The organism is Salinispora pacifica DSM 45544 (assembly GCF_000378845.1).
GTDB lineage: Bacteria > Actinomycetota > Actinomycetes > Mycobacteriales > Micromonosporaceae > Micromonospora > Micromonospora pacifica.
The window spans coordinates 520072-539733 of the sequence record NZ_KB905359.1 but is presented as its reverse complement, the minus strand read 5'-3'; the positions used below and the strand labels follow the sequence as shown (position 1 = coordinate 539733).

General features: G+C 70.2%; 19 protein-coding genes. 12 read left to right on the top strand and 7 right to left on the bottom strand.

Features of this window, described 5'->3' with window-relative positions:
* Positions 1 to 223: 223 nt before the first annotated feature.
* Genes SALPAC3_RS0102415 through SALPAC3_RS0102385 form a run of 7 tightly spaced genes read left to right on the top strand, consistent with a single transcriptional unit; the run spans position 224 to position 8971 of the window.
* A complete protein-coding gene (locus SALPAC3_RS0102415) occupies positions 224 to 1540 on the top strand; it encodes an aspartate aminotransferase family protein (protein ID WP_080635108.1) in 1317 nt (438 codons plus the stop codon).
* Complete coding sequence (locus SALPAC3_RS0102410; RefSeq protein WP_018219675.1) at positions 1534 to 2577, top strand: NAD-dependent epimerase/dehydratase family protein; 1044 nt, start codon at positions 1534 to 1536, stop codon at positions 2575 to 2577. Before SALPAC3_RS0102415 ends, SALPAC3_RS0102410 begins: the two co-directional genes overlap by 7 nt.
* 15 nt (positions 2578 to 2592) lie before the next feature.
* Entirely contained in the window at positions 2593 to 3591 is a 999-nt protein-coding gene (locus SALPAC3_RS0102405) for a UbiA prenyltransferase family protein (protein ID WP_018219674.1), read from the top strand.
* A 14-nt stretch (positions 3592 to 3605) separates the two neighbouring features.
* Positions 3606 to 4616 (top strand): glycosyltransferase family 2 protein, encoded by a 1011-nt coding sequence (locus SALPAC3_RS0102400; RefSeq protein WP_018219673.1) that lies wholly within the window; start codon positions 3606 to 3608, stop codon positions 4614 to 4616.
* Complete coding sequence (locus SALPAC3_RS0102395; RefSeq protein ID WP_018219672.1) at positions 4613 to 5635, top strand: glycosyltransferase family A protein; 1023 nt, start codon at positions 4613 to 4615, stop codon at positions 5633 to 5635. The genes SALPAC3_RS0102400 and SALPAC3_RS0102395 overlap by 4 nt, the downstream gene beginning before the upstream one ends.
* Entirely contained in the window at positions 5632 to 6855 is a 1224-nt protein-coding gene (locus SALPAC3_RS0102390; protein ID WP_018219671.1) for an endonuclease/exonuclease/phosphatase family protein, read from the top strand. Before SALPAC3_RS0102395 ends, SALPAC3_RS0102390 begins: the two co-directional genes overlap by 4 nt.
* 16 nt (positions 6856 to 6871) lie before the next feature.
* Entirely contained in the window at positions 6872 to 8971 is a 2100-nt protein-coding gene (locus tag SALPAC3_RS0102385) for a glycosyltransferase (RefSeq protein WP_018219670.1), read from the top strand.
* Positions 8972 to 9201: 230 nt separating this feature from the next.
* Here SALPAC3_RS0102385 and SALPAC3_RS0102375 read toward each other — a convergent pair whose 3' ends face one another.
* Positions 9202 to 11106, bottom strand: a complete 1905-nt coding sequence (locus SALPAC3_RS0102375; protein WP_026185160.1) for an AfsR/SARP family transcriptional regulator — start codon at positions 11104 to 11106, stop codon at positions 9202 to 9204.
* Positions 11107 to 11960: 854 nt separating this feature from the next.
* On the opposite strand from SALPAC3_RS0102375, the gene SALPAC3_RS0102370 reads away from it, so the two are divergent.
* Positions 11961 to 12527: a hypothetical protein gene (locus SALPAC3_RS0102370; RefSeq protein WP_026185159.1), complete on the top strand. Its 567-nt coding sequence runs from the start codon at positions 11961 to 11963 to the stop codon at positions 12525 to 12527.
* A gap of 26 nt (positions 12528 to 12553) precedes the next feature.
* Here the strand turns inward: SALPAC3_RS0102370 and SALPAC3_RS0102365 are convergent, their stop codons facing one another.
* From SALPAC3_RS0102365 to SALPAC3_RS0102350, 3 genes are all read right to left on the bottom strand, one after another.
* Positions 12554 to 13333 carry an endonuclease/exonuclease/phosphatase family protein gene (locus SALPAC3_RS0102365; RefSeq protein ID WP_018219667.1) on the bottom strand — a complete coding sequence of 260 codons (780 nt, stop codon included), beginning with the start codon at positions 13331 to 13333 and terminating at the stop codon, positions 12554 to 12556.
* 163 nt (positions 13334 to 13496) lie between these two features.
* Complete coding sequence (locus tag SALPAC3_RS0102355; protein ID WP_018219666.1) at positions 13497 to 14000, bottom strand: peptide deformylase; 504 nt, start codon at positions 13998 to 14000, stop codon at positions 13497 to 13499.
* A gap of 97 nt (positions 14001 to 14097) precedes the next feature.
* Positions 14098 to 15522 (bottom strand): hypothetical protein, encoded by a 1425-nt coding sequence (locus SALPAC3_RS0102350; RefSeq protein ID WP_026185158.1) that lies wholly within the window; start codon positions 15520 to 15522, stop codon positions 14098 to 14100.
* Positions 15523 to 15782: 260 nt separating this feature from the next.
* Here SALPAC3_RS0102350 and SALPAC3_RS0102345 point away from each other — a divergent pair, with 260 nt between their 5' ends.
* The 4 genes from SALPAC3_RS0102345 (at position 15783) to SALPAC3_RS27820 (ending at position 17855) form a co-directional block, all read left to right on the top strand.
* On the top strand, positions 15783 to 16361 hold the full coding sequence (locus SALPAC3_RS0102345; RefSeq protein ID WP_018219664.1) for a DinB family protein: 579 nt from the start codon (positions 15783 to 15785) through the stop codon (positions 16359 to 16361).
* A gap of 222 nt (positions 16362 to 16583) precedes the next feature.
* Positions 16584 to 16898, top strand: coding sequence for a hypothetical protein (locus tag SALPAC3_RS0102340; RefSeq protein ID WP_018219663.1), 315 nt, complete (start codon positions 16584 to 16586; stop codon positions 16896 to 16898).
* Positions 16895 to 17296, top strand: coding sequence for a hypothetical protein (locus SALPAC3_RS0102335; protein WP_018219662.1), 402 nt, complete (start codon positions 16895 to 16897; stop codon positions 17294 to 17296). The genes SALPAC3_RS0102340 and SALPAC3_RS0102335 overlap by 4 nt, the downstream gene beginning before the upstream one ends.
* 100 nt (positions 17297 to 17396) lie before the next feature.
* Positions 17397 to 17855 carry a hypothetical protein gene (locus SALPAC3_RS27820; protein WP_018219661.1) on the top strand — a complete coding sequence of 153 codons (459 nt, stop codon included), beginning with the start codon at positions 17397 to 17399 and terminating at the stop codon, positions 17853 to 17855.
* On the opposite strand, the gene SALPAC3_RS25245 is transcribed toward SALPAC3_RS27820, so the two are convergent.
* The 3 genes from SALPAC3_RS25245 to SALPAC3_RS28560 all read right to left on the bottom strand — a co-directional run bounded on the left by SALPAC3_RS25245 (position 17849) and on the right by SALPAC3_RS28560 (position 19588).
* A complete protein-coding gene (locus tag SALPAC3_RS25245; protein WP_018219660.1) occupies positions 17849 to 18292 on the bottom strand; it encodes a hypothetical protein in 444 nt (147 codons plus the stop codon). The two genes, SALPAC3_RS27820 and SALPAC3_RS25245, sit on opposite strands and share 7 nt — an antisense overlap.
* A 39-nt stretch (positions 18293 to 18331) precedes the next feature.
* The gene (locus SALPAC3_RS0102320) at positions 18332 to 19120 is read right to left on the bottom strand and encodes a S1 family peptidase (RefSeq protein ID WP_232430444.1); all 789 of its coding nucleotides are present in this window, start codon (positions 19118 to 19120) and stop codon (positions 18332 to 18334) included.
* 96 nt (positions 19121 to 19216) lie between these two features.
* Complete coding sequence (locus SALPAC3_RS28560) at positions 19217 to 19588, bottom strand: hypothetical protein (protein ID WP_018219658.1); 372 nt, start codon at positions 19586 to 19588, stop codon at positions 19217 to 19219.
* Positions 19589 to 19662 lie beyond the last annotated feature (74 nt).

Sequence of the window (19662 nt, the reverse complement as noted above, 5' to 3'; positions counted from 1 at the left end):
GGTGCGGTTCCAGTCGTCGTTCAGTCGCAGTTCAGTGCCGCTCGAAATAATGTCCGGGGTCGCCGGGAGTGGTCGTTGTTGACGTGAACCCCAGGCCCGCGCCAGAACTGAAGAAGGGGGGCGCATGACGAGGCTACTCAGCGTCGAGGAATGTGAGCGTCTTTCGGTGAAGGACGTACACGGTCTGTATCGACGTTTTGTCAACCGAAGTCAGGTCGGCCTGATGACGTCGTTCGGCTTCGGCCGGGAGCTGGTGGACCACGCCGAGGGGGCGTACCTGCATCTGCGTGACGGTCGCCGGGTGCTCGACCTCACCGGCGGGGTGGGTGTGCTCAACCACGGCCACAATCACCCGCGTCTGCTGGCGGCCCGTCGCCAGTTCGCGCAGCGGCGCCGGATGGAGGTGCACAAGACCTACTTCTCCCCGTACGTGGCGGGGTTGGCGCACAACCTGGCCCAGGTGCTGCCGGGTGACCTGAACATGTCCTTCCTGCCGAACTCCGGGGCGGAGGCCGTCGAGGGCGCGGTGAAGTTGGCCTACAAGTACCACGGCGGCCGGCGCAACACGATCCTGCACGCCGATATCAGCTTCCACGGCAAACTTCTCGGCTCCGGCAGTCTGACCGGCGCCGCGCAGAATCATTTCGCGTTTCCGGGGATTCCCGGCGTGGTCTCGTACACCTATGACGACCTGGAGTCGGTGCGCGCCGCCGTCGCGGCGCACCCCGATGACGTGTACGCCATTCTCGTCGAGCCGTTCAGTGCCTCCACCATGCGTTCGTGTTCCGCGGACTTCCTGCACGGGCTACGCACCTTGTGCACCGAGCAGGACATCGTGCTGGTCTTCGACGAGATCTACACCGGCTGGGGCAAGACCGGCAGCATGTTCTACTTCATGCGCCATGCGGATCTGTTACCGGATGTGGTGACCACGTCAAAGTCCTTCGGTGGCGGCAAGTCGTCGATATCCGCGTATGTGGCCCGGGAGCCGGTGTTCCGGCAGGCCTACGACAACCCGGTCGACGCTCTCATGCACTCGACGTCAACCACCTACTACGGCTTCGGCGAGGAGTGCGCCACCGCCATCGAGGCGATCGCCATCGCCGTCGAGGACGACTACCCGGCCCGGGCGCGAGGCATCGAGCAACTCCTCGGACCAGGCCTGCGGCGGATCGCCAAGCAGCACCCCGAGGCGGTGGCCGAGGTCACCGGTGCGGGGGCGCTGTGGGGGGTCTTCCTCGAAGGCGGACCGAAGGTGCTGGACCTGGCCGCGAAGATCGCGCCAGCCGGCCTGGCCCGAGATCCGCGACTACGCACCAAGTTGATCACCGCATCGGTGATCAACGCACTTTACCGGGAGCATGACATCTACACGTACTACACCCTCAACGGCGCCAGCCCGCTGGTGGTCGGACCGCCGCTGGTCGCCACCGACGACGACATCGAACACTTCCTGCACGCCCTCGACGCGGTCCTTGGCCAGGGACTCAACCGCCTCCTGCGCCGGTTTGTCGCCCAGAAGCTCGGCTCGCTGTGGTGATCGCGGTGACCGGCGCCGCCGGGATGCTCGGCTCGACCGTGGTGCAGCGGCTGACCGGCGCCGGATCCACGGTGACCGGCGTGGACCTACGGGCGGCCCCCGACGGCCCCGACACGCCGGGCTACCGGCACCTGGTCGGGGACATCCGCGACGCGGCGGTGCTGCGGGCCGCCTTCGACGACGCCGACGCGATCGTGCACTGCGCCGCCGCGCTGCCCAGCTACCCGCCGGAGCAGATCCGGGCCATCGTCGTGGACGGCAGCCGGGCCGTGCTGGACGCCGCCCGGGCCGCCCGGGTGCCCCGGTTGGTCTACATCTCCTCCACCGCCGTGTACGGGCTGCCCACCCAGGTGCCGACACCGGAGCAGCACCCGTACGCGCCGGTCGACGCGTACAGCACCGCCAAGGCCGACGCGGAGCGACTCGCGGTGGGCTACCGCGAGCACGGCCTGATCCTGCCGGTGCTGCGACCGAAGACCTTCCTGGGCCCCGGCCGGATGGGACTGTTCGCGATGCTGTTCCAGTGGGCGCACGAGGGGCGTAACTTCCCGGTGCTCGGCGACGGCTCGGTGCGCATCCAGATGCTGCACGTCGCGGACCTGGTGGACGCCGTCGAAACGGTGCTGCGGGTGCCCGCCGAGGCCGCCAACGACACGTACAACATCGCGGCGGCGACGTTCGGCACGCTCCGCGAGGACTTCCAGGCGGTCCTCGACGCCGCCGGACATGGCAAACGGGTGATCGGTCTGCCGGCCCGGCCGGCCCGGGTCGCGCTCGGGCTACTCGAACGCAGCGGCCTCTCGCCGGTGTACGGGCGGTTGCTGCACAAACTCATGGCCGACTCCTACGTCGACATCGACCGGGCCCGGCAACGCCTCGGCTTCCACCCGCGACACAGCAACCGGGACGCGGTGCTGGAGACCTTCCGGTGGTGGCGCGGCCAGCAAGCCACCACCGCCGCCTCGACGGCCAGCGGACCGACCAGCCGTGATCCGTGGCGGCAGGGCGTACTCGCCGCCGCCCGGGTCTTCTTCTAACGCAGGAGGTCAGCCATGACCGCGGTCGAGGTGACGGCAGAGTCGGTTCCGGCCGAGGCCCGCGACGCTGCCGGCAGGCGCAACCCGGCGCGGCCGGCGACCGCGACCGAACGGCTCGACCTGCGCCTGGTCCGCCACGCCGGCGACCTGGTCCTGCTGGCCCGGCCCCGTCAATGGGCCAAGACGGTGCTGGCCGTGCCGCTGGCCCTGCTCGACACTCCGGCCTGGACCGTCGGCGGGCTCGCCCGCACCGCCTGGGCGGTGCTGCTGTTCACCCTCGCCTCGTCGTTGGTGTACGTCGTCAACGACATCGCCGACCGTGACCTGGACCGGAGGCACCCGGCGAAACGGGCCCGGCCGGTGGCCAGCGGCCGGACCTCGGTGGCCACCGCCGTCGGGTTCGCCGGCGTCCTCGCCGGACTGCTGGGCCTGGCGTTCGCCGTCGGCCCCGCGCTGCCCGGGTGGCCGCTCGCCGCCTACCTGGTGCTGAACGTGGCTTACAGCCGCTGGCTCAAACACATCCCGCTGGTGGACATCAGCGTGGTGGCCACCGGGTTCGGGCTGCGGGTGGTGCTGGGCTACGCCGCGACCGGCGCGGCCGTGTCGGTCTGGCTGCTCACCGCCGTCTTCACCGCCTGCCTGGTGCTGATCCTCGGCAAGCGACGCGGGGAACTCGCCACCCAGGGCACCGGGTACCGGCCCGCGCTGCGCGGCTACACCCTGAACCTGGCCGATCACCTGATCAGCGTCAACGCCACCCTCACCGTCGCGGCGTTCCTGATGTACCTGCACACCGACGCCCCGATCGGCGCGCACCGCGAGGCCATCGTGCTCGCCGCCGTGCCCCTGACCCTCCTGGCCATCTCCCGCTACCTGCAGGCCGTCCTGGTACACCACGGCGGCGCGGATCCGGTCCGAACCCTGCTGCGGGACCGGCTGATCGTCGGCTCCGCCGCCCTGCTGGCGGCGGCCGTCGGCGCCGGGCTGCTCGCCGCCTCCCTGCCAACCTCCTGAAAGCGGTCTGCCTCATGCCCGAACCCCTGGTCTCGGTCGTCGTACCGAACTACAACTACGCCCGCGCGATCGGGCTGTGCCTGGCCGCGCTACAGGCCCAGACCTATCCGAACCTGGAGATCATCGTTGTGGACGACTGCAGCACCGACGACTCGGTCGCCGTGGCCCGCTCGTACGGCGTGCGGGTCGTGCGCACACCGGCCAACGGCGGCCCGTCGGTGGCCCGCAACCTGGGCGCGTCACACGCCCGAGGGGAGATCCTCTTCTTCGTCGACTCCGATGTCGCGGCCAGACCCGATGCGGTGGCGAACGCGGTGGCGCTGCTGACCGAACGACCGCAGATCGGTGCGGTCTGCGGCAACTACGACCCGCAACCGTTGATCCGCGACAGTCTGCTGGAGGAGTACCGCTGCCTGCAGCAGTCCTACTGGCTGATCGCCGACGAGGGACGCATCTACACCCTGTACACCGCGCTGCTGGCCCTGCGCGCCGACGTGTTCGCCGAGATCGGGCCCTTCGACCCCCGGCTACGCGAGACCGAGAACGCCGACTACGGCCTGCGGCTGGCCCGCGCGTACGAGATCTGGCTGACGCCCACCGTCCGCGGCGTCCACGACCACGACCACGACCTGCGCGTCCTGGTCCGCAAGGTCTTCACCCGCACCATGCTGCACATCCCGATGTTCGCGCGGGCACCCCGCTTCCCCGGTGGGCTACGCAGCGGCCCGCGCGCCTGGAGCAGCGTGGCCGCCCCGGTCGTGCTCCTGACCGCGGTGGTGCCGGTGCTGCTCGGCGCGGTCTGGGCGGTGCTTCCCGCGGTCGGGTTCGCCGGCTACCTGCGCCTCGACTGGCCGATGTACCGGTTCGTCGCCGCCCGCCGCGGCCCGGTGTTCGTCGCCTACTTCGTCGCCATGCACTTCCTGCTCAACCTGGTGATCGCCGTCGCGGCCGCCGTCGGTGTGTTCGGCCTGCTGACCTCGAGGACGTTCCGGCGGCTGTACGACAAGCCCGCGGAGGCGCTGTGAACCCCACCCCGCTGGTCTCGGTCATCGTGCCGAGCTACAACTACGCCGCCTCGCTCGAGGTCTGCCTGCGGGCCGTGCTCGACCAGACGTACCCGGCCATCGAGGTGCTCGTCGTCGACGACCACAGCACCGACGACTCGGCCGCCGTGGCCTGTTCCCTCGGCGTACGCGTGATCGCACTGCCGGACAACGGTGGCTGCGGTCGGGCCCGCAACGTCGGGGTCGCCAACAGCGCCGGTGAGATCCTGTTCTTCGTTGACGCGGACGTGGCGATGGCCCCCGACGCGGTCGCCGAGGCCGTCGCCGTGCTCACCGCCGAGCCGCAGGTCGGCGCGGTGTGCGGGATCGAGGACCCGGAGCCGCTGCTGCACGACACGGCGATCGCGCGCTACCGGGGGTTGCAGTATCACCACTGGTCGGCCAGCGGGGAGGGGGAGGTCACCTTCCTCTTCCCGGCCATGTGCGCGATCCGACGGTCCGTCTACGACCAGGTCGGCCCCTTCAACCCGGCGCTGAAACAGACCGAGGAGGTGGACTACGGCTACCGGCTGTCCCGCCGGCACCGCCTGCTGCTCACCTCCCGGGTACGCGGCCGGCACGACCACGACCACGAGCTGCTGCCGCTGCTGCGCAAACTGTTCCACCGGGCCCGGCTGCGGATTCCGCTGTACGCCCGGGCCCGGCGGTTCGCCACCGGGTTCGAGACGGCCGCAAGGGCATGGGGGTCGCTGCTGGCGGCGGCCACCCTGCCCGCGCTGCTGCTCGCCGCGCTGGCCGGGCCGGTGTGGCTGCTCGCCCCCGCCGCCCTGTTCGGCGCCTCAATCACCGTCGACCGTGCGATGTACGCGCTGGTGCTGCGGCGGCGGGGGGTACGTTTCCTGCTGTTCTTCGTGGCCGTGCACTTCATGGTCAACGTCACCATCACCACCGGAGTGGGCGTCGGGGTCCTGCAGTGGCTGACCTCCCGCCCGTTTCGCCGGTTGTACGACAGCACCTTCCCGGTCGAGGCTCCGGCGTGACGGCACCGCCCCACGCGGCCGCCGCGACTATTCCCGCCGTGTCGGTCGCGGCGGCCGCCGCGACTATTCCCGCCGTGTCGGTCGCGGCGGACGCCGCGACGGTGGCCGACGATGAGCCGGTGCGGGTGGGGCAGGTCGGGCCGACGGTCGCCGGTGGGCCCACCGATCGGTGGTGGCGGCGCTGGCCGCGCCGGGCCCTACTCGCGGCTGCGGCGCTGTGGCTGGGCTTCACCACCGCGCACCTGCTGCTCAGCGGCCGACTCTGGTGGTGGCGGTTGGCCGACCTGCTACCGCCGATCGCCTTCCTCGCGACCCCGGTGCTGCTCGCGGTGGTCGCGGCCGGGAGCCGGCGGGCCCGCCGACCGGTGACGTTGCTGTCGCTCGCGGCCCTGCTGCTCGGCGCCGGTCTGACCGGGGTGAACCTGCCGGGACCGCTGCGGCCGGCGCCGCCGGTGCCGGCGGACGCGCTGCGGGTGGTGTCCTGGAACACCGAGTACTGGCATTCGGCGGGCCGGACCACCGAGTTCTACGACCTGCTGCGCGCCCAACGCGCGGACGTGTACCTGTTGCAGGAGTACCTCGACGAGGTGGACGGGGAGGTGGTCCGCGCCGACGAACTCGACCAGGTTCGCCGGCAGCTGCCTGGCTACCACCTCGCGGTGGTGGGTGAACTGCTCACCCTCTCCCGGTACCCGATCGTGGCCGCCACGCCGCTGTCCGCCTCCGGCCTGCCGCCCGCGCCGACCGACTTCACCGACTTCTGGAACCACCAGGTGCTGCGCACCGACCTGCTGGTCGACGGTCGGGTGGTGTCCGCCTACAACGCGCACCTGCCGGTTCCGCTCTGGGCCGGCGGTCCGAGCCTGTTCAGCGGCGCCTTCCACGAGGCGATCCGCACCCAACACGAACGCCGGGTGCCACAGTTTCGGGCGTTGGCCGCCGACGTGGCGGACAACCCCCACCCGATCCTGGTCGCCGGAGACCTGAACACCTCACCGGCGATGGGCGACACCCACCGGTTCCCCCCGCAGCTGCGCGACGCCGGCCACGCCAGCCGCTCCGCGTACCCCGTCTCCTGGTCAGCCGGAGGCCCGAGCCTGCTGCTGTGGCGGCTGGACTGGGCGCTGGTCTCCGACGACGTCGAGGTGCATCGCTACGAGTTCCGGGACCCCGCCGGTCACTCCGACCATCGGCTCCAGTTCCTGTCGATCTCGGTCTGAACCGGGGAGGAGTGCCATGACCTCGACGACCGGTGTGGCCCAGACGGTGGCGCTCGGAGCCGGCAGCATCCCCGGCGGGTCCGAGCCGCCCGCGCCGACGGTGTCGGTGATCGTGCCCAACTACAACAAGGCCGCCAGTCTCGCCGACTGCCTGCGGTCAATCCAGGAGCAGACCCGCCGGCCCGTCGAGATCATCGTGGTGGACGACGCGAGCACCGACCGGTCCCGGGAGATCGCGGCCGGATTCGGCTGCCAGCTGATCGCGCTGCCCACCAACCGGGGCGTCTCGGCCGCCCGCAACATCGGTGCCGCCGCGGCCAGCGGCGACGTGCTGTTCTTTCTCGACTCCGACATCGCCCTCGCGCCGGAGGCGATCGCCACCGCGGTGCGAACCCTGCGCGCGCATCCCGACTGTGCCGTCGTCCAGGGCATCTACGATGCCCAGCCGCTGCACGACGGCGGCCCGGTGGAGGTCTACAAGACCCTGTTCGAGCACTACTGGCGCCGACGGGGCGCCGGGGTGACCGATGCCACGCTGTTCGCGTTGACGGCCATTCCCCGACCGGTGTTCGAGGAGGTTGGCGGCTTCGATGAGACGCTGCGCGACGCCGAGGACATCGAGTTCGGCACCCGACTGCCGGCCCGCTACGAGATTCGGATGAGCGCGGACGTACTGGGCCGACACGACGACGTGGACCGGTTCTGGCCGTACCTGTCCGAGCACGTCAGCCGCGCCGTGGGCTACGGTCGGCTGCTCGCCAACATGCTGGCCGGGCGCCGTCGTACGGCGACCGACACCACCGGCACCCGACCGGACGGGGGTCGGACCGGCAAGACGGTGGACAGGGCTGCCGTCGCCGCCATGCTCTGTTGCGCCGGGGTGCCGCTGACCCTGCCGCTCGCGGCGGTCGCCGTCCAACTGATCGTCGTCCCCCTGCTGCTGGCGGCCGGTTTCGCCGTGGTCGACCGAGGCCTGCTCGGCTTCGTCCGGCGCCGCCGGGGGCACCTGTTCCTGGCGTACTTCGTCGGTATGCACATGCTCATGCACGCCACCCAACTCGTCGGGATGGCCGCCGGCGCTGCTGTCGCCACCGTGGACCTCCGCCGCCGCCGACGCGGTGGCACGGCAGGCCGGCGGCGGCTACTGCACCGGGCCGTCACCGTGCTGTTCGTGGCACTGTTGGCCGTTGGTCTGGTCACCGTGCTGCGCGGGCAGGACTGGCGCCCCGTCCGGGAACTGGCGGCGAGCCTGGACCTGAGCACCGTCTATCTCGCGCTCGGCGCGGCCTTCACCATCAACTGCGTCGGTCTGGTGTTCGGGGTGCTCTCCTGGCGGGCGCTCTTTGCTGACCTCGGGGCCCGAGTGGACCCGTGGACCGCCTCCCGGATCTTCTTCGTCGGGTTCCTGGTGAAGTTCGTACCCGGCCGGTTCGTCGCCCTGCCGGTACTCCTTCGCCTGGGCAAGGCCGTCGACGTGGGGCCGGTCCGGCTCGCCTCGGTGTTCATGGTGAGCTGGGGCATCGTGGCGTTGACCGGGGTGACCGTCGGACTCGGCGCCGGGCCGGCGGTCGCCGGCACGCAGACGTGGTGGCTGCTCGGGCTGGCGGCGTTGCCGGTGCTCGCGCTGTTGATCCGGCCGGACCTGCTCAACCTGGGCATCCGTACCGCCGCGCGGGTGTTCCGCCGGCCCGCCCCGACGTTCGCCGCGTCCCGGTCGGGACTGCGGCGGGCCATCGTCACCCAGTCCCTGTCCTGGATCATCTCCGGACACCACCTCTGGCTGCTCGCCGTGGTCGCGGGTGCGCCACCAGGGCGCGCCTACCTGCTCTGCGTGGCCGGGTTCGCCCTGGCCACCGTGGCCGGGCTGGTGGTGCTGGTGGCCCCGGACGGGATTGGGGTCCGGGAGGGGGTGCTCGCCCTGGCGCTGGCGACCGTCCTGCCACTGCCCCTGGCCGGCACGGTGGTGTTGGCCAGCCGAATCGTCTCGATGCTCAGCGATGTCGTCGTCGGAGCAGGTGGGCTGCTGCTCGCCGAATACCTACACCGACGTCGACGCCGAGCACCGCCGGCGACACCGGCCGTGGGGAGAGCCGAGGGCCGGACTGGTGCCCGCTGACCTGGTTGCGGCGCGTGCCGTCATACCTCGCGCTCGGCAGTACCGCTGTGGATGGTCGGCGCGGTCACCGGTGCGGTTGGGCTGTCGGTGATGTCCGCTCCGAGAAACGGGTGCCGCCCGGCGGGCGGGGATGTGCTGCTCGGATTGCCCGGCATGCCCGGTGGCTGGCTGGACACCGGTGTGGTGGCGCTGCTCGCCTTGTGGCTGTGGCCAGCCGGCTGGGCCGGCGGTCAGCCGGGCAGACCGACCGTGGCCGGCTGCTCGGTGTACGGATGCTCGGTCTCCACCAGGTGGACGGCGTACGCTCGCAGTAGCGCATGCATACCGTAGCGGCAACCCGGGCCGCGCTGGATGAGGTGAGCGCGGGCCAGCAGGTCCAGCAGCCGCCACGCCTCCGCGACGGTGGTGCCGAGGATTCCGGCCGCGGCCTGCGGCTCCACCTCCGGGTCGCAGTGGCGGCCGAGCAGCCGGAACGCGCGGGCGGCATCTGCCGGCAGCCGCCGGTAGGACCAGGAGAGCACCGCACGTACGCCGGTGCGCCGGTCGCCACCGGCGTCGAGCAGGTCCAGTCGATGGCGTTGGTCAGCCAGTTCCTGGACCAGGTGGGCCAGCGGTGTGCCCGGCCGGCTGTCGGTCACCTCGGCCGCCAGTCGCAGCGCCAACGGCAGCCGGGCGCACTGCGTGGCCAGCGCCGCCGTCGCGCCCGGCTCAGTGGTGAGCCGTGGGTCGGTCAACCGACGGATCAGTACCACGGCGTCGTCCTGGGGCAGCAGGTCCAACTCGATGCGTCGGGCACCATGCCGCGCCACCAGGGCGGCGAGTGAGTCTCGGCTGGTCACCACGACGAAGCAGGACGGCGAGCCCGGTAGCAGCGGACGGATCTGCTCGGCGGAGACGGCGTTGTCGAGCAGCACGAGCATCTGTCGGCCATCCATGTGGCTGCGGTACGCCGCGGCCCGCTCCTCCGTGCTCGGTGGAAGGTCGGTACCGGTGACACCGAGCCCGCGTAGGAACCCGGCGAGGGCCTGCCGAGCTGCCACCGGCGGATCCGCGTCGTGCCCCCGCAGATCCACATGGAGCTGGCCGTCGGGGAACCAGCCGCGTACCCGGTGGGCCCAGCGTACGGCCAGGGCGGTCTTGCCCACCCCGGCCGTACCGGACACGGCGACGAGGGCGGTCGGAGCCGCACCGGCGGAGGTCGGCCCCGGCCGTGCGGGCCGTTCGGCGAGGAGCCGGTCCAGGTGGTGTAGTTCGGCGCCGCGCCCGGTGAAGTCGGGAATGTCGGCGGGTAGCTGGGCTGGCACCACGAAGACCTCGCCGGTGGCTGCGGTGCGTGTCGCCGGGACGATTGCGGGACCCGGCTCGGCTGGTGTCGCCGGCGGCGCCTCGTCGTGCAGCAGCGCGGTGTGCGCGGTGGCCAGTTGCGGTCCTGGCCCCACCCCGAGTTCTTCGGTCAACAACCGCCGCACCTGGTGATACCGGCTGAAGGCGCGGGAACGGCGTCCAGCGGCGTGGTAGGCACGGATCAGGCGGGCCTGGGCCGACTCGTCCAGTGGCTGGGCCGCGGCGGCCTCCTCCAACACGGGCAGTGCCTCCTCCGCCCGGCCCGCGGCGATCATCATGTCGCCGTAGCGGTCGAGCGCGGCCTGCCGCTCCGCGGCCAGGGCGACCACCTTGGGATGGGCGGTCAGTGTGGGGATGTCGGCCAGCGGCGAACCGTTCCACAGCGCGAGCGATTGCCCGAGCAGGTCGGCCGCGCCGTTGATCTCGCCCCGGTGGGCGAGGCCGGTCGCCGCGGTGACCTGGTGTCGAAACCGCACCGCGTCGACCGCGCTGGCTGGCACGTGTAGGGCATAGCCGTCACCGACCTGGCGCAGGATCTGGCTCGGTGCCCGTCGTCGCCGGTCCGGCTCGAGGATAGAGCGCAGGTGTTTGACGTGTGTCTGGATCACATTTCGGGCGGTGGGCGGCGGTAGTCGGTCGGGCCACACCGCCGCCATGATCTGGGCGTGTGACAACGGCTGTCCGCAGACGATCGTCAGCAGCCCCAACATGGCTCGTTGGGCTGCGGGGCCGAGATTCAGGGGTTCGTGGTCGCGCCAGGCAGAAACCGGGCCGAGGATCTGAATTCGCACAGTCGCCACCGTCTCCAGTTGTGCCGACGTCGCCGCCCGCAACGGTTAACTGTATTTAGCGTTCGCCTACTTCAAGCTAATCAATGCTGGCGGACACTGCAACGGGCGGGAACGTTGCACCAGTAAATGGCATGGCATCCATTGGTACATCTTTTTTGCAGCCCTTCCGGGCGACTAGTGACGTTTTTCCGATACGACCCATGGGCGCGCTAGCCCCGATCTGCCGTACCACTTAACCTCGACGAAACATTGGATCGAAAAGGTACGTCCATCGCTCAACGAATAGGAAAACGGCCCCTTGCTGTCCGGGTGAAGACTTTCCCCGCCTCGGATGGGAGCGCTACACCTCGAACCACGTCGACCTACGAGCCGCGAGGAAACGACGGCCAGTTCGGCGGGATGAGTGAGCCCAATCGGCCGACAAAGGACGTCGAATGGTTGACCTACCCGACCTCACCTGGCGTTCGTCCCCGTCGATTCGGGGACCCGGACCCATCGATCGCCATAGAGGCATCGAGTCAGTTTGGCGATCGGATTGCCGGTCACCGGCGCCTCACGCCGAAATTCGCACGGCGAATTCGGCCCCTCGGATGCGAGCTGGATCGACGGAGCCGGAAGCCGCTCGGAACATGATGGTCGGTGGGAAACGGCCCAGCGGTCCACGCCCACAGCCATCAGGGTCGCGGGCCACGGATCGCGTTCCCGCACCGTTATCGGGGCGCGGGCGCCGCTGCGAAACCTCGATCAATCGACAGTGCCGGGCCTGTGCGGGTCGGGGGCACGCTCGACAGGTGTCTAGGTGTTCACTAAGGTGAACGAACCTGCACCGGTTGGAGTGAAGGATGGAGATACCCATGACAGCTCCCATGCCCCTGCCACGCCGCGCCACCTCGCGGCTCAACGACCTGCTCATCGCCCCCGGCGCCACCCGAATGGAGCGGTGGCTCAGCTACCTCACCGCGGTCGTCGGTGCCGGCGTCGCCGCAGCCATCGGCGTCGCAGCGGGCTACCCGTCCCCGGTCGTGGTGGTACTGGCAGTCCTCGGTTTCGACATCTTCGGCGGGGCCGTGGTCAACGCGACCGCGTCGGTGTCGCGTCGGTTCCACACGGGCGTGACCGCCGCCCGCCGGCAGGTGTTCTTCGTGGCGGCCCACGTCCACCTGCCGGTCCTGGCACTGATCCTGCCCGCGTACCCGTGGTCGACCGCGATCACGCTCTACGCCGGCACCCTCGCCGCCGCCGTGTTGGTCGCCACCGCCGCTCCGATGTCCAAACGTCCGTTGGCGTTCGCCGCCGCGTCCGGGCTACTGGTCGCGGCGGTCACGCTCCTGCCCGCCCCACCAGCACTCGCCTGGCTGGCGCCGCTGCTGATCCTCAAACTCCTCCTCGGGCACCTGCTGCCCGGCCCGCGGGCGACGTGAGCCCGACACCACGCCAGCGCCGCCGGTCAGCCGAGGTCAACCACGAGGGGCCGGTGGTCGGAGATCACCGACAGTGGGGTTCGCACGGCCGTCACCGGTGGGAGCCGATGGCGGTCCTGCGGGTCGGCCAGGACGTGGTCGAGCTGGATGCGGGGCCGTCCAGCCGGAAACGTGGGTCGGCGGCCGAGGGGACGCCACCCAGTCAGGAGTCGCGCCGCCCCGGCGGGCAGGTTGAGGTCGCCGAGCAGGATCCGTGGTGCGGGCAGGGCCCGCAGCGCGCGGACGGTCTGGCGTAGCTGGCGGGCGTTCCAACCGGGGACGAACGACAGGTGGGTGGTGGCCACCGTCAGAGGACCGCGCGGGGTGCGCAAGACCGCCGCGAGCACGACGCGAGGTTCGTCCCGGAGCAGCACGAGGCCACCACGGGCTCCGGGTACGTAGATCGGTGCACGGACCGGGGCCGGCTTCAGCCGGATGACCCGCCAGGAGATAACCGGATGGCGGCTGACCAGGCCGATGCCGAAACGGGGTTCGTCCTGGCCGTCGTCGTCGTGGGTCAGCGGGCGGACCGCTCCGCCGGGTTCCCCGACGACGGCGGCGGCGAAGCGGTGTTCGCCGGCGGCAAGGGCGTCGGCGGCGAGAGCGGTCTGGTCCAGGTAGCCGCTGCGGCCCTGACCCAGGTCGACCTCTTGGAGGGCGAGAACATCGGCAGCAAGAGCAGCGACGGCAGCCGTAAGCCGGGGCGGCTCGACCAGCCCGTCGGTGAGCGACCGCCCGTGCAGCAGGTTGAAGGTGGCCAGGCGCACCGATTCAGCCTAGAGCCGTGGCATGGTGGGCCGGTGGTGAAAGTGTTCGTCTGCTCAGTGCTGGTGTTCGTGGCGGTCGGGTCGCTCGGCCTGTGGCTGCGGCAGCGGCGGGGACGATGAGGTGAGCGCGGCCAACCGGTACCCGCCTCGGTGGGGGCGGCGGTCACCGACCACGCGGCGCGTAGCGGCCGGCGCGGATCTCCCGCAGGGCACGCCGGCGGGTCTCCCCGCGCAGCGTGTCCACGTAGAGTCGACCGGCGAGGTGGTCGGTCTCGTGTTGCAGAGCGCGGGCGAGGAAGCCGGTGCCGGTGATGGTCAACGGTTTCCCGTACTGGTCCACACCGTGTGCGGTGGCGCGCATGGCGCGCGGGGTCGGGAAGTACAGGCCAGGAATCGACAGGCAGCCCTCATCGTCGTCCTGGCGATCCTCGCCGAGTTCCAGCGTGGGGTTGATCAGGTGGCCGCGGTGGCCGTCGGCGTCGTAGACGAACACCTGGGCGGAGACGCCGATCTGCGGGGCGGCCACCCCGGCACGGCCAGGAGCACCGAGCAGCGTGTCCATCAGGTCGGCGACCAGCGCGCGCAGCTCGGCGTCGAAGCTGGTGACCACCGCGGCGGGAGTGCGAAGCACCGGGTCGCCGATGATCCGGATCGGGCGCATCGTCATGGCCCAGAGACTATCGCCCGGCGGAACGGCGGGACGGTGCCGGCCCGGGCAGCGAGATGCCCCGGCGGTCACCGCCGGGGCATCTCGAGCAGGTCGGTCAGCCGAAGCAGGTGGGTACGGGGTTGGGGCTGCCGGTGCAGTTGGTGGGTCGGTTGTTGATGATGATGACCTTGCCGAAGACGTTGATCACGCCGTTGTTGTAGACGCCGCCGGGTTCGTTCTGGGCGAGGTTGTCGGTGACGCGGACGTCGGTGAGGGTGAGGACGGTGGTCGGGTCGGACGGGTCGAAGAAGATCCCGCCGGCGACTTCCCCGGCCTGGTTGCCGGAGACGGTGGTACGGCGCAGGGCCACCACGGCATCGCCGACGATGGCGATGCCGCCGCCGTCGCCGGTGGTGGCGGTGTTGTACACGATCTTGCTGTCCTCAATGGTGGCGCCGATGTCCTCAACGAGGTAGAGCCCTCCGCCGGAGGTGGCGGTGTTCTCGGCGACCTTGACGTGCTGGAGCAGGAGGGCTTCGTTGCCGTTGTCGTAGATGCCGCCGCCGAGGCCGCTGGCGGTGTTGCGGACGATGGTGCTGTGGACGATCTCGGAGAGGTTGCCGTCGTTGTCCACACCCCCACCGTCGGTGGCGGTGTTGTCGCTGATCAGCGTGTGGCTGATGGTGGCGGAGCCCTCGTCGTTGGAGAACCCGCCGCCGGTGGTGCCGGAGGTGTTGTGGGTCAGCTTCGACTTGCTGATCGTAAAGGTGCCGTTGTCGCTGGAGACACCGCCGCCCTCATCGGTGGCGGTGTTGCGGGTGATGGTGCTCTTGGTGATCGTGACCTTGCTCCGGTCACCGGAGATGCCGCCGCCGTCGCCGTTGTTGCCGAGGGTCATGTTGTCCCGGACGGTCACGCGTTCGAGGGTCAGGCGGGTGCCTTCTCCGGCGAAGATGCCGCCGCCGTCGTCGTTGCCGCCCTCGAGTCGTCCGCCGGCGACGGTGAGGTCTTTGAGGGTGAGGTCGCCGCCGGTGACGACTTCGAAGATGCGGAAGTTGTCGGCGGCGGCGGCCCGGATGATGGTGGCGCCCTGGCCGTGGATCGTGATGGGCTGGAAGACCTGGGGTAGTCCGTTGTCGTCCTGGTTGACGGTGAGGGTGTAGGTGCACTTCTCGGCCAGGCGTAGCGTGCCGCCGCCGGCCTGGTTCGCCGCGGTGATCGCGGCGATCAGCGCGTTGGGGTCGCAGGGCACCGGGGTGCCCTTGCCCTTCCCGTCACCATGCGCATCCCGCTTCCAACCCGAGTGGCCGGCCTTCCCCCAGTCACCACCCCACTCACCGTCAACCTTCGACCATTCCCGGTGTGGTTGGCCGTCAGTGACGGCGCGGTCGGGCGAGGGCTGGTACGCGGTGGCCGGCCCGGCGCCGGCCAGGCCAGCGACTCCGGTGAGGGCCACGGCGCTGACCGCCGCGACGGTCCGGGGGGCGCGGTGCCGGCCGCGCTCCCCGGACGGGCGGGGGAGTCTCCTGCTCTGCAACATCGTTCATCGCTTTCTGTGCGGTCGGTCCGGTGCGGTGGCAGCGAGCTGACGCCACAACAGGAGTCAAGTACACAAAAGTCTTCCGATCGGCCAGTAGCCCCAAAAGCGAACCTAAAGCATGAAACCGGCACATATTGGCTTATTCTGGTCGCTCGTTGGCTGATGTCCGTCGGGCGATCTCGCTACCGCCGGCGCAGGGCCTCGGTGTAGGCCGGCTGCGGTGCCGCTGCCCTTGCTGCCGCATGACAGGCTCGTGCACCATGATCGATGATTCGGTGAAGGACTGCCTTCATGGCCAGCTCAAGCGGACCCGCGCGGCCCTGGTATGGAAGCTCGAAGGCCTGTCCGAGTACGACATCCGGCGTCCCTTGACAGCGACCGGGACCAACCTTCTTGGTTTGGTCAAGCACTTGGCGACCTGCGAGGCCTGGTACTTCGGTGAGGTCTTTGGCCGTCCGTTTCCGGAGCCGTTGCCGCACTGGCGCGATGCCGACGGCAGCGACCTGTGGGTTGCCCAGGACGAGACCCGAGAGCAGGTCATCGGTTTCTACCAGCGCGCCTGGGAGCATGCGGAGGCCACGATCACGGAGCTGCCCATCGACGCTGCCGGCTACGTGCCGTGGTGGCCGCGCCCCGAGGTGAAGCTGCTCAACGTCGTGGTCCATGTCCTCATGGACACCGCCCGGCATGCCGGGCACGCCGACATCCTGCGCGAACAGCTCGACGGCCGGACCGGGCTCAGAGCCGAGCACGAGGAGCAGATCGACACGGGAGCCCGTGAGACCTACCGCGCGAAGATCGAGCGAGCTGCCCGGACAGCGGCCGGCGGCACGGTTTAGTTGGGCTGACCTGTTGCCCACCACCAGGACGGAGGTCACGGATCGCGGGTGCCTGTATCCGCAGCCGCCCGATCAGCGGACGTCGCGACGCCGGACGTCGGCGTAGGGGTCTGCTGCACCGATGGGTGACAGTTCCAGTTACGCGGCCTGCCTGGCCGGTCGGGTCGTGACCCGTTGGGGCGCTTGCCGGCATCGCGGGTGCTACCGAAGTAAGGTTTCGGTATGACTGAGTTCCGCAAGCTGTCGATCAGCGTGCCTCCGGATGTGGCCGAGACCCTGGAGAGCCAGGGCAAGGGGAAGGCGAGCGCCTATGTGACCGGGGCAGTGCGTGCGCAGCGGGCGTGGGAGCAGTTCCGTGACGAGCAGGCTCGTCGGGGCATCGCCATCACGGAGGAGGGGGTGGCTGCCGCTCGTGCGCGCCGGTACACGGTGCAGGCCGAGTGGACGCCCGAGCGGTACGCCGCGCTACAGCAGCAGGTGCGTGAGCACATGGAGCGCGGGTTGTTCGACGGCGACCAGCAGGCGCCGGCCGCGTGAGCGCCGAGGACCAGGAGGCTCCGATCACCCTGGTGTTGGACCGGTCGGCGGTGCTGGCGTACGTGGCCGGGTCGATCCACGCTGTCGAGCCGGTAGCGGAGGTGGTCACCGACCGGCAGCGGGTAGGCATCACCAGTGTCACCGTCGCCGAGGCCCTGGCGCTGCTGGCCGATCCGAAAGGCCGGGAGGACCTGCACGCGCTGCTGGTTATGGATGTCTGCGTGGTGCTGCCGACCTGGGGTGAGGACTGGCTGGAGCTGGCCTACTGGCGCCAGGTCACCAGCCGCGCCGACCTGGCCACGACGGTACGGGCAGCGCTGGAACATCGGGCGTCGATCCTGACTGGCGAGGGTCACCGCTACGGCGATGGCCTACCCGTGATCCACATGCCTGAATAGGCCCTGCGGATGAGTAGGGATTGGCGGGCCGCGCGGGAGCTGTGAGAGGCGTGGATACAGCGCATCACCCATCCTGCCGCGTGAGGGCAGCGTTGATCAGTTGGATGGGTCGGGGCTGGGTGCGCTGGCAGGTGCGGCGGGTGATGGGGTCGGTGGCGGCTTCGCCGGTGCGGATGTGTCGCCGCTGCCGCTGGCGCCGCACCAGGCGATGTATCGGGGCTCGCCGTTGGGGCCGGTGATGCTGCTGCGGCTGCCCAGGTGCACGGCGTTGCCGCGGCCGATGCGGACGGGCGCGAGTTGGGCGGGGCGGCTGGTGGTCATGGTGGTCTCCTTCTGCGCGTCCACCGGTGACCTTGCGGCGCGGGTGGGGCTGCGCGGCCGATTGGCGTGGTGGCGGCCCGTCCGCACCAGCGACGTCCGCACCTACACGGATCCGACCCGGACGAACAGCACCGAAGCGCACCCGTCCCCAGGCGGGGCGGGTGCGCTTCGGTGCTGTGGACTCACCTCGGTGCGCGAGGAAGATCCGGCGTCACACCGGGGCCGAAAGTGCTACTGACCGTGAAGCTTGTCGATGACTGCGACCTGCTCCGCGCCGCTGGCGCAGGTCTCGGGGATGGTGGGCATGTCGTCACCGAGCGGTGGGGTGGCGTAGCCGCCAGATGCAGTGAAAGTGGAGCCGACCTGGACGGTGCCCGCGCCGGGTACCTCGACCCCGGTGGTGCCGCCGCCGGTCTTCAGGTCGCTTCCGGCCGGCCACACGACGACCAGTCTCCGATTCTCCGCGGTCTGCACGGCCAGGCACTGGCCCTTGCCCACCACAAGTTCACCGACGATCTCGGCGTCTCGGCCTCCATCAGCCTCCGGTGCCACGAACGTGATGACCCCGTTCGCTTCCACGGTCCGCCCTGGGCTGTCCTCCCCACAGCCGGACAGGAAGGCCATCGGCAGGACGAGCGCGTAGGCGGAGACTCGGGAACGGAGATAGCTCGGCATGTGCGTCCCTCCTGGTCCGTGAGTGTTTGATGCCCCTGGTCAGGACGTCTTGAGTAGCAGGCCCAGGGTGATGTGGACCTGCTGAATCGGTGTGAACATGTCGCGTTGCAGCAGATTGTAGGTTTTGTACCCAGAGTGCACACCGTAGCCGGTGGTGCCCCAGTACCAGGGGCCGCCACTGTCGCCGTTGGCCGCCTTGCGGCGGTGGGTCATCGCCTGGCCGCAGTACACGCCCCGGCACTGGTTGAGCTTGTACACCTCGTCGCAGGTGGCCCCGGAGGTCTGGCCGAACTTGCAGACCGGCAGGCCGGGCGTGGGGCTGCCGACGTACTGGGCGTTACGCCGCACGCCTGTGTTGTAGTAGAACTGGTTGCCCACCGCCTCGGTTGACCGGTGCCACTGCATGTCACCCTGTGAGCCCTCATGCGCGGCCATGTACGTGAGTACGCTCCGACCCGCGTACGTCTGATAGTTGTCGCAGTGCCCGGCGGTGCTCAGGCCGTGCTGTGATGTGTTGGTCGACCGGCGGACGGGGAAGCCAGCGGTACAGCTGGAGAGGGATCCACCACCATAGACGGCATGATTGCCGCTGGTCAGCTGCGGGTCCATCTCGATCGTCACGGTAAGGCTGGCCGGAACGGCACGTAGGAGCGAGGCGGCCGGTCCGCCGTCGGCGGCGGCGGCCACCCGGGCACGCATCTCGGTCACAGGGGCGCCATTCTCGGTGCCCACCGACACCCGGATGGCGCCGGTGGTGGTGTCCGGGTCGGTCGCCACCGAGGAGTCATTGAGCAACGCGTAGTGAACTCCCTGCGCGGCCGTTACCAACTCGGACTCGCTCCAGCCAAGGTGTTCGTGGACCTGGACGGCAACGGGAATGGCGGCGAGTGTCGCCTGTACATTACGGGGAGCTGCTTCCTTGAATCACACCCAGGCGCGCTGTCCTGGGCCGGCGCCAGCGTCAGCAAAGGCGGCCGGATGGGCGGTGCGGAGTTGGTCGACAGCGCGGGCGAAGGTGTGCCGCCAGCCGTACTCGGCGAGGGCCTTGTCCAGCGGCGTTCCCCGTTCGCCGGCGAATTGCTGCAAGTCTTCGAGCTCTTCTGGACTTAAGGCGTGCTTCATCAGTGCGGTCTCGTCAACGACATGCTCGGCGAACCACCCCGGCCCGGCCTCCCCGAGGGGCGCCCCAAGCGCATGACGCGGGCGGGCCGCATCGAGCGGCCTCTCGCCGCCCTCGAGGAACCGCGCCCCAACGGCGGAGGCTCGTTCAAGGACTAGCTGGACCGGATCGCCCACAGCACCGGCGGACAAACCGGAGCACTGACCGCGTAGATACGGCGAAGGGATCCCGTCCCCACCGGCAAACGGCA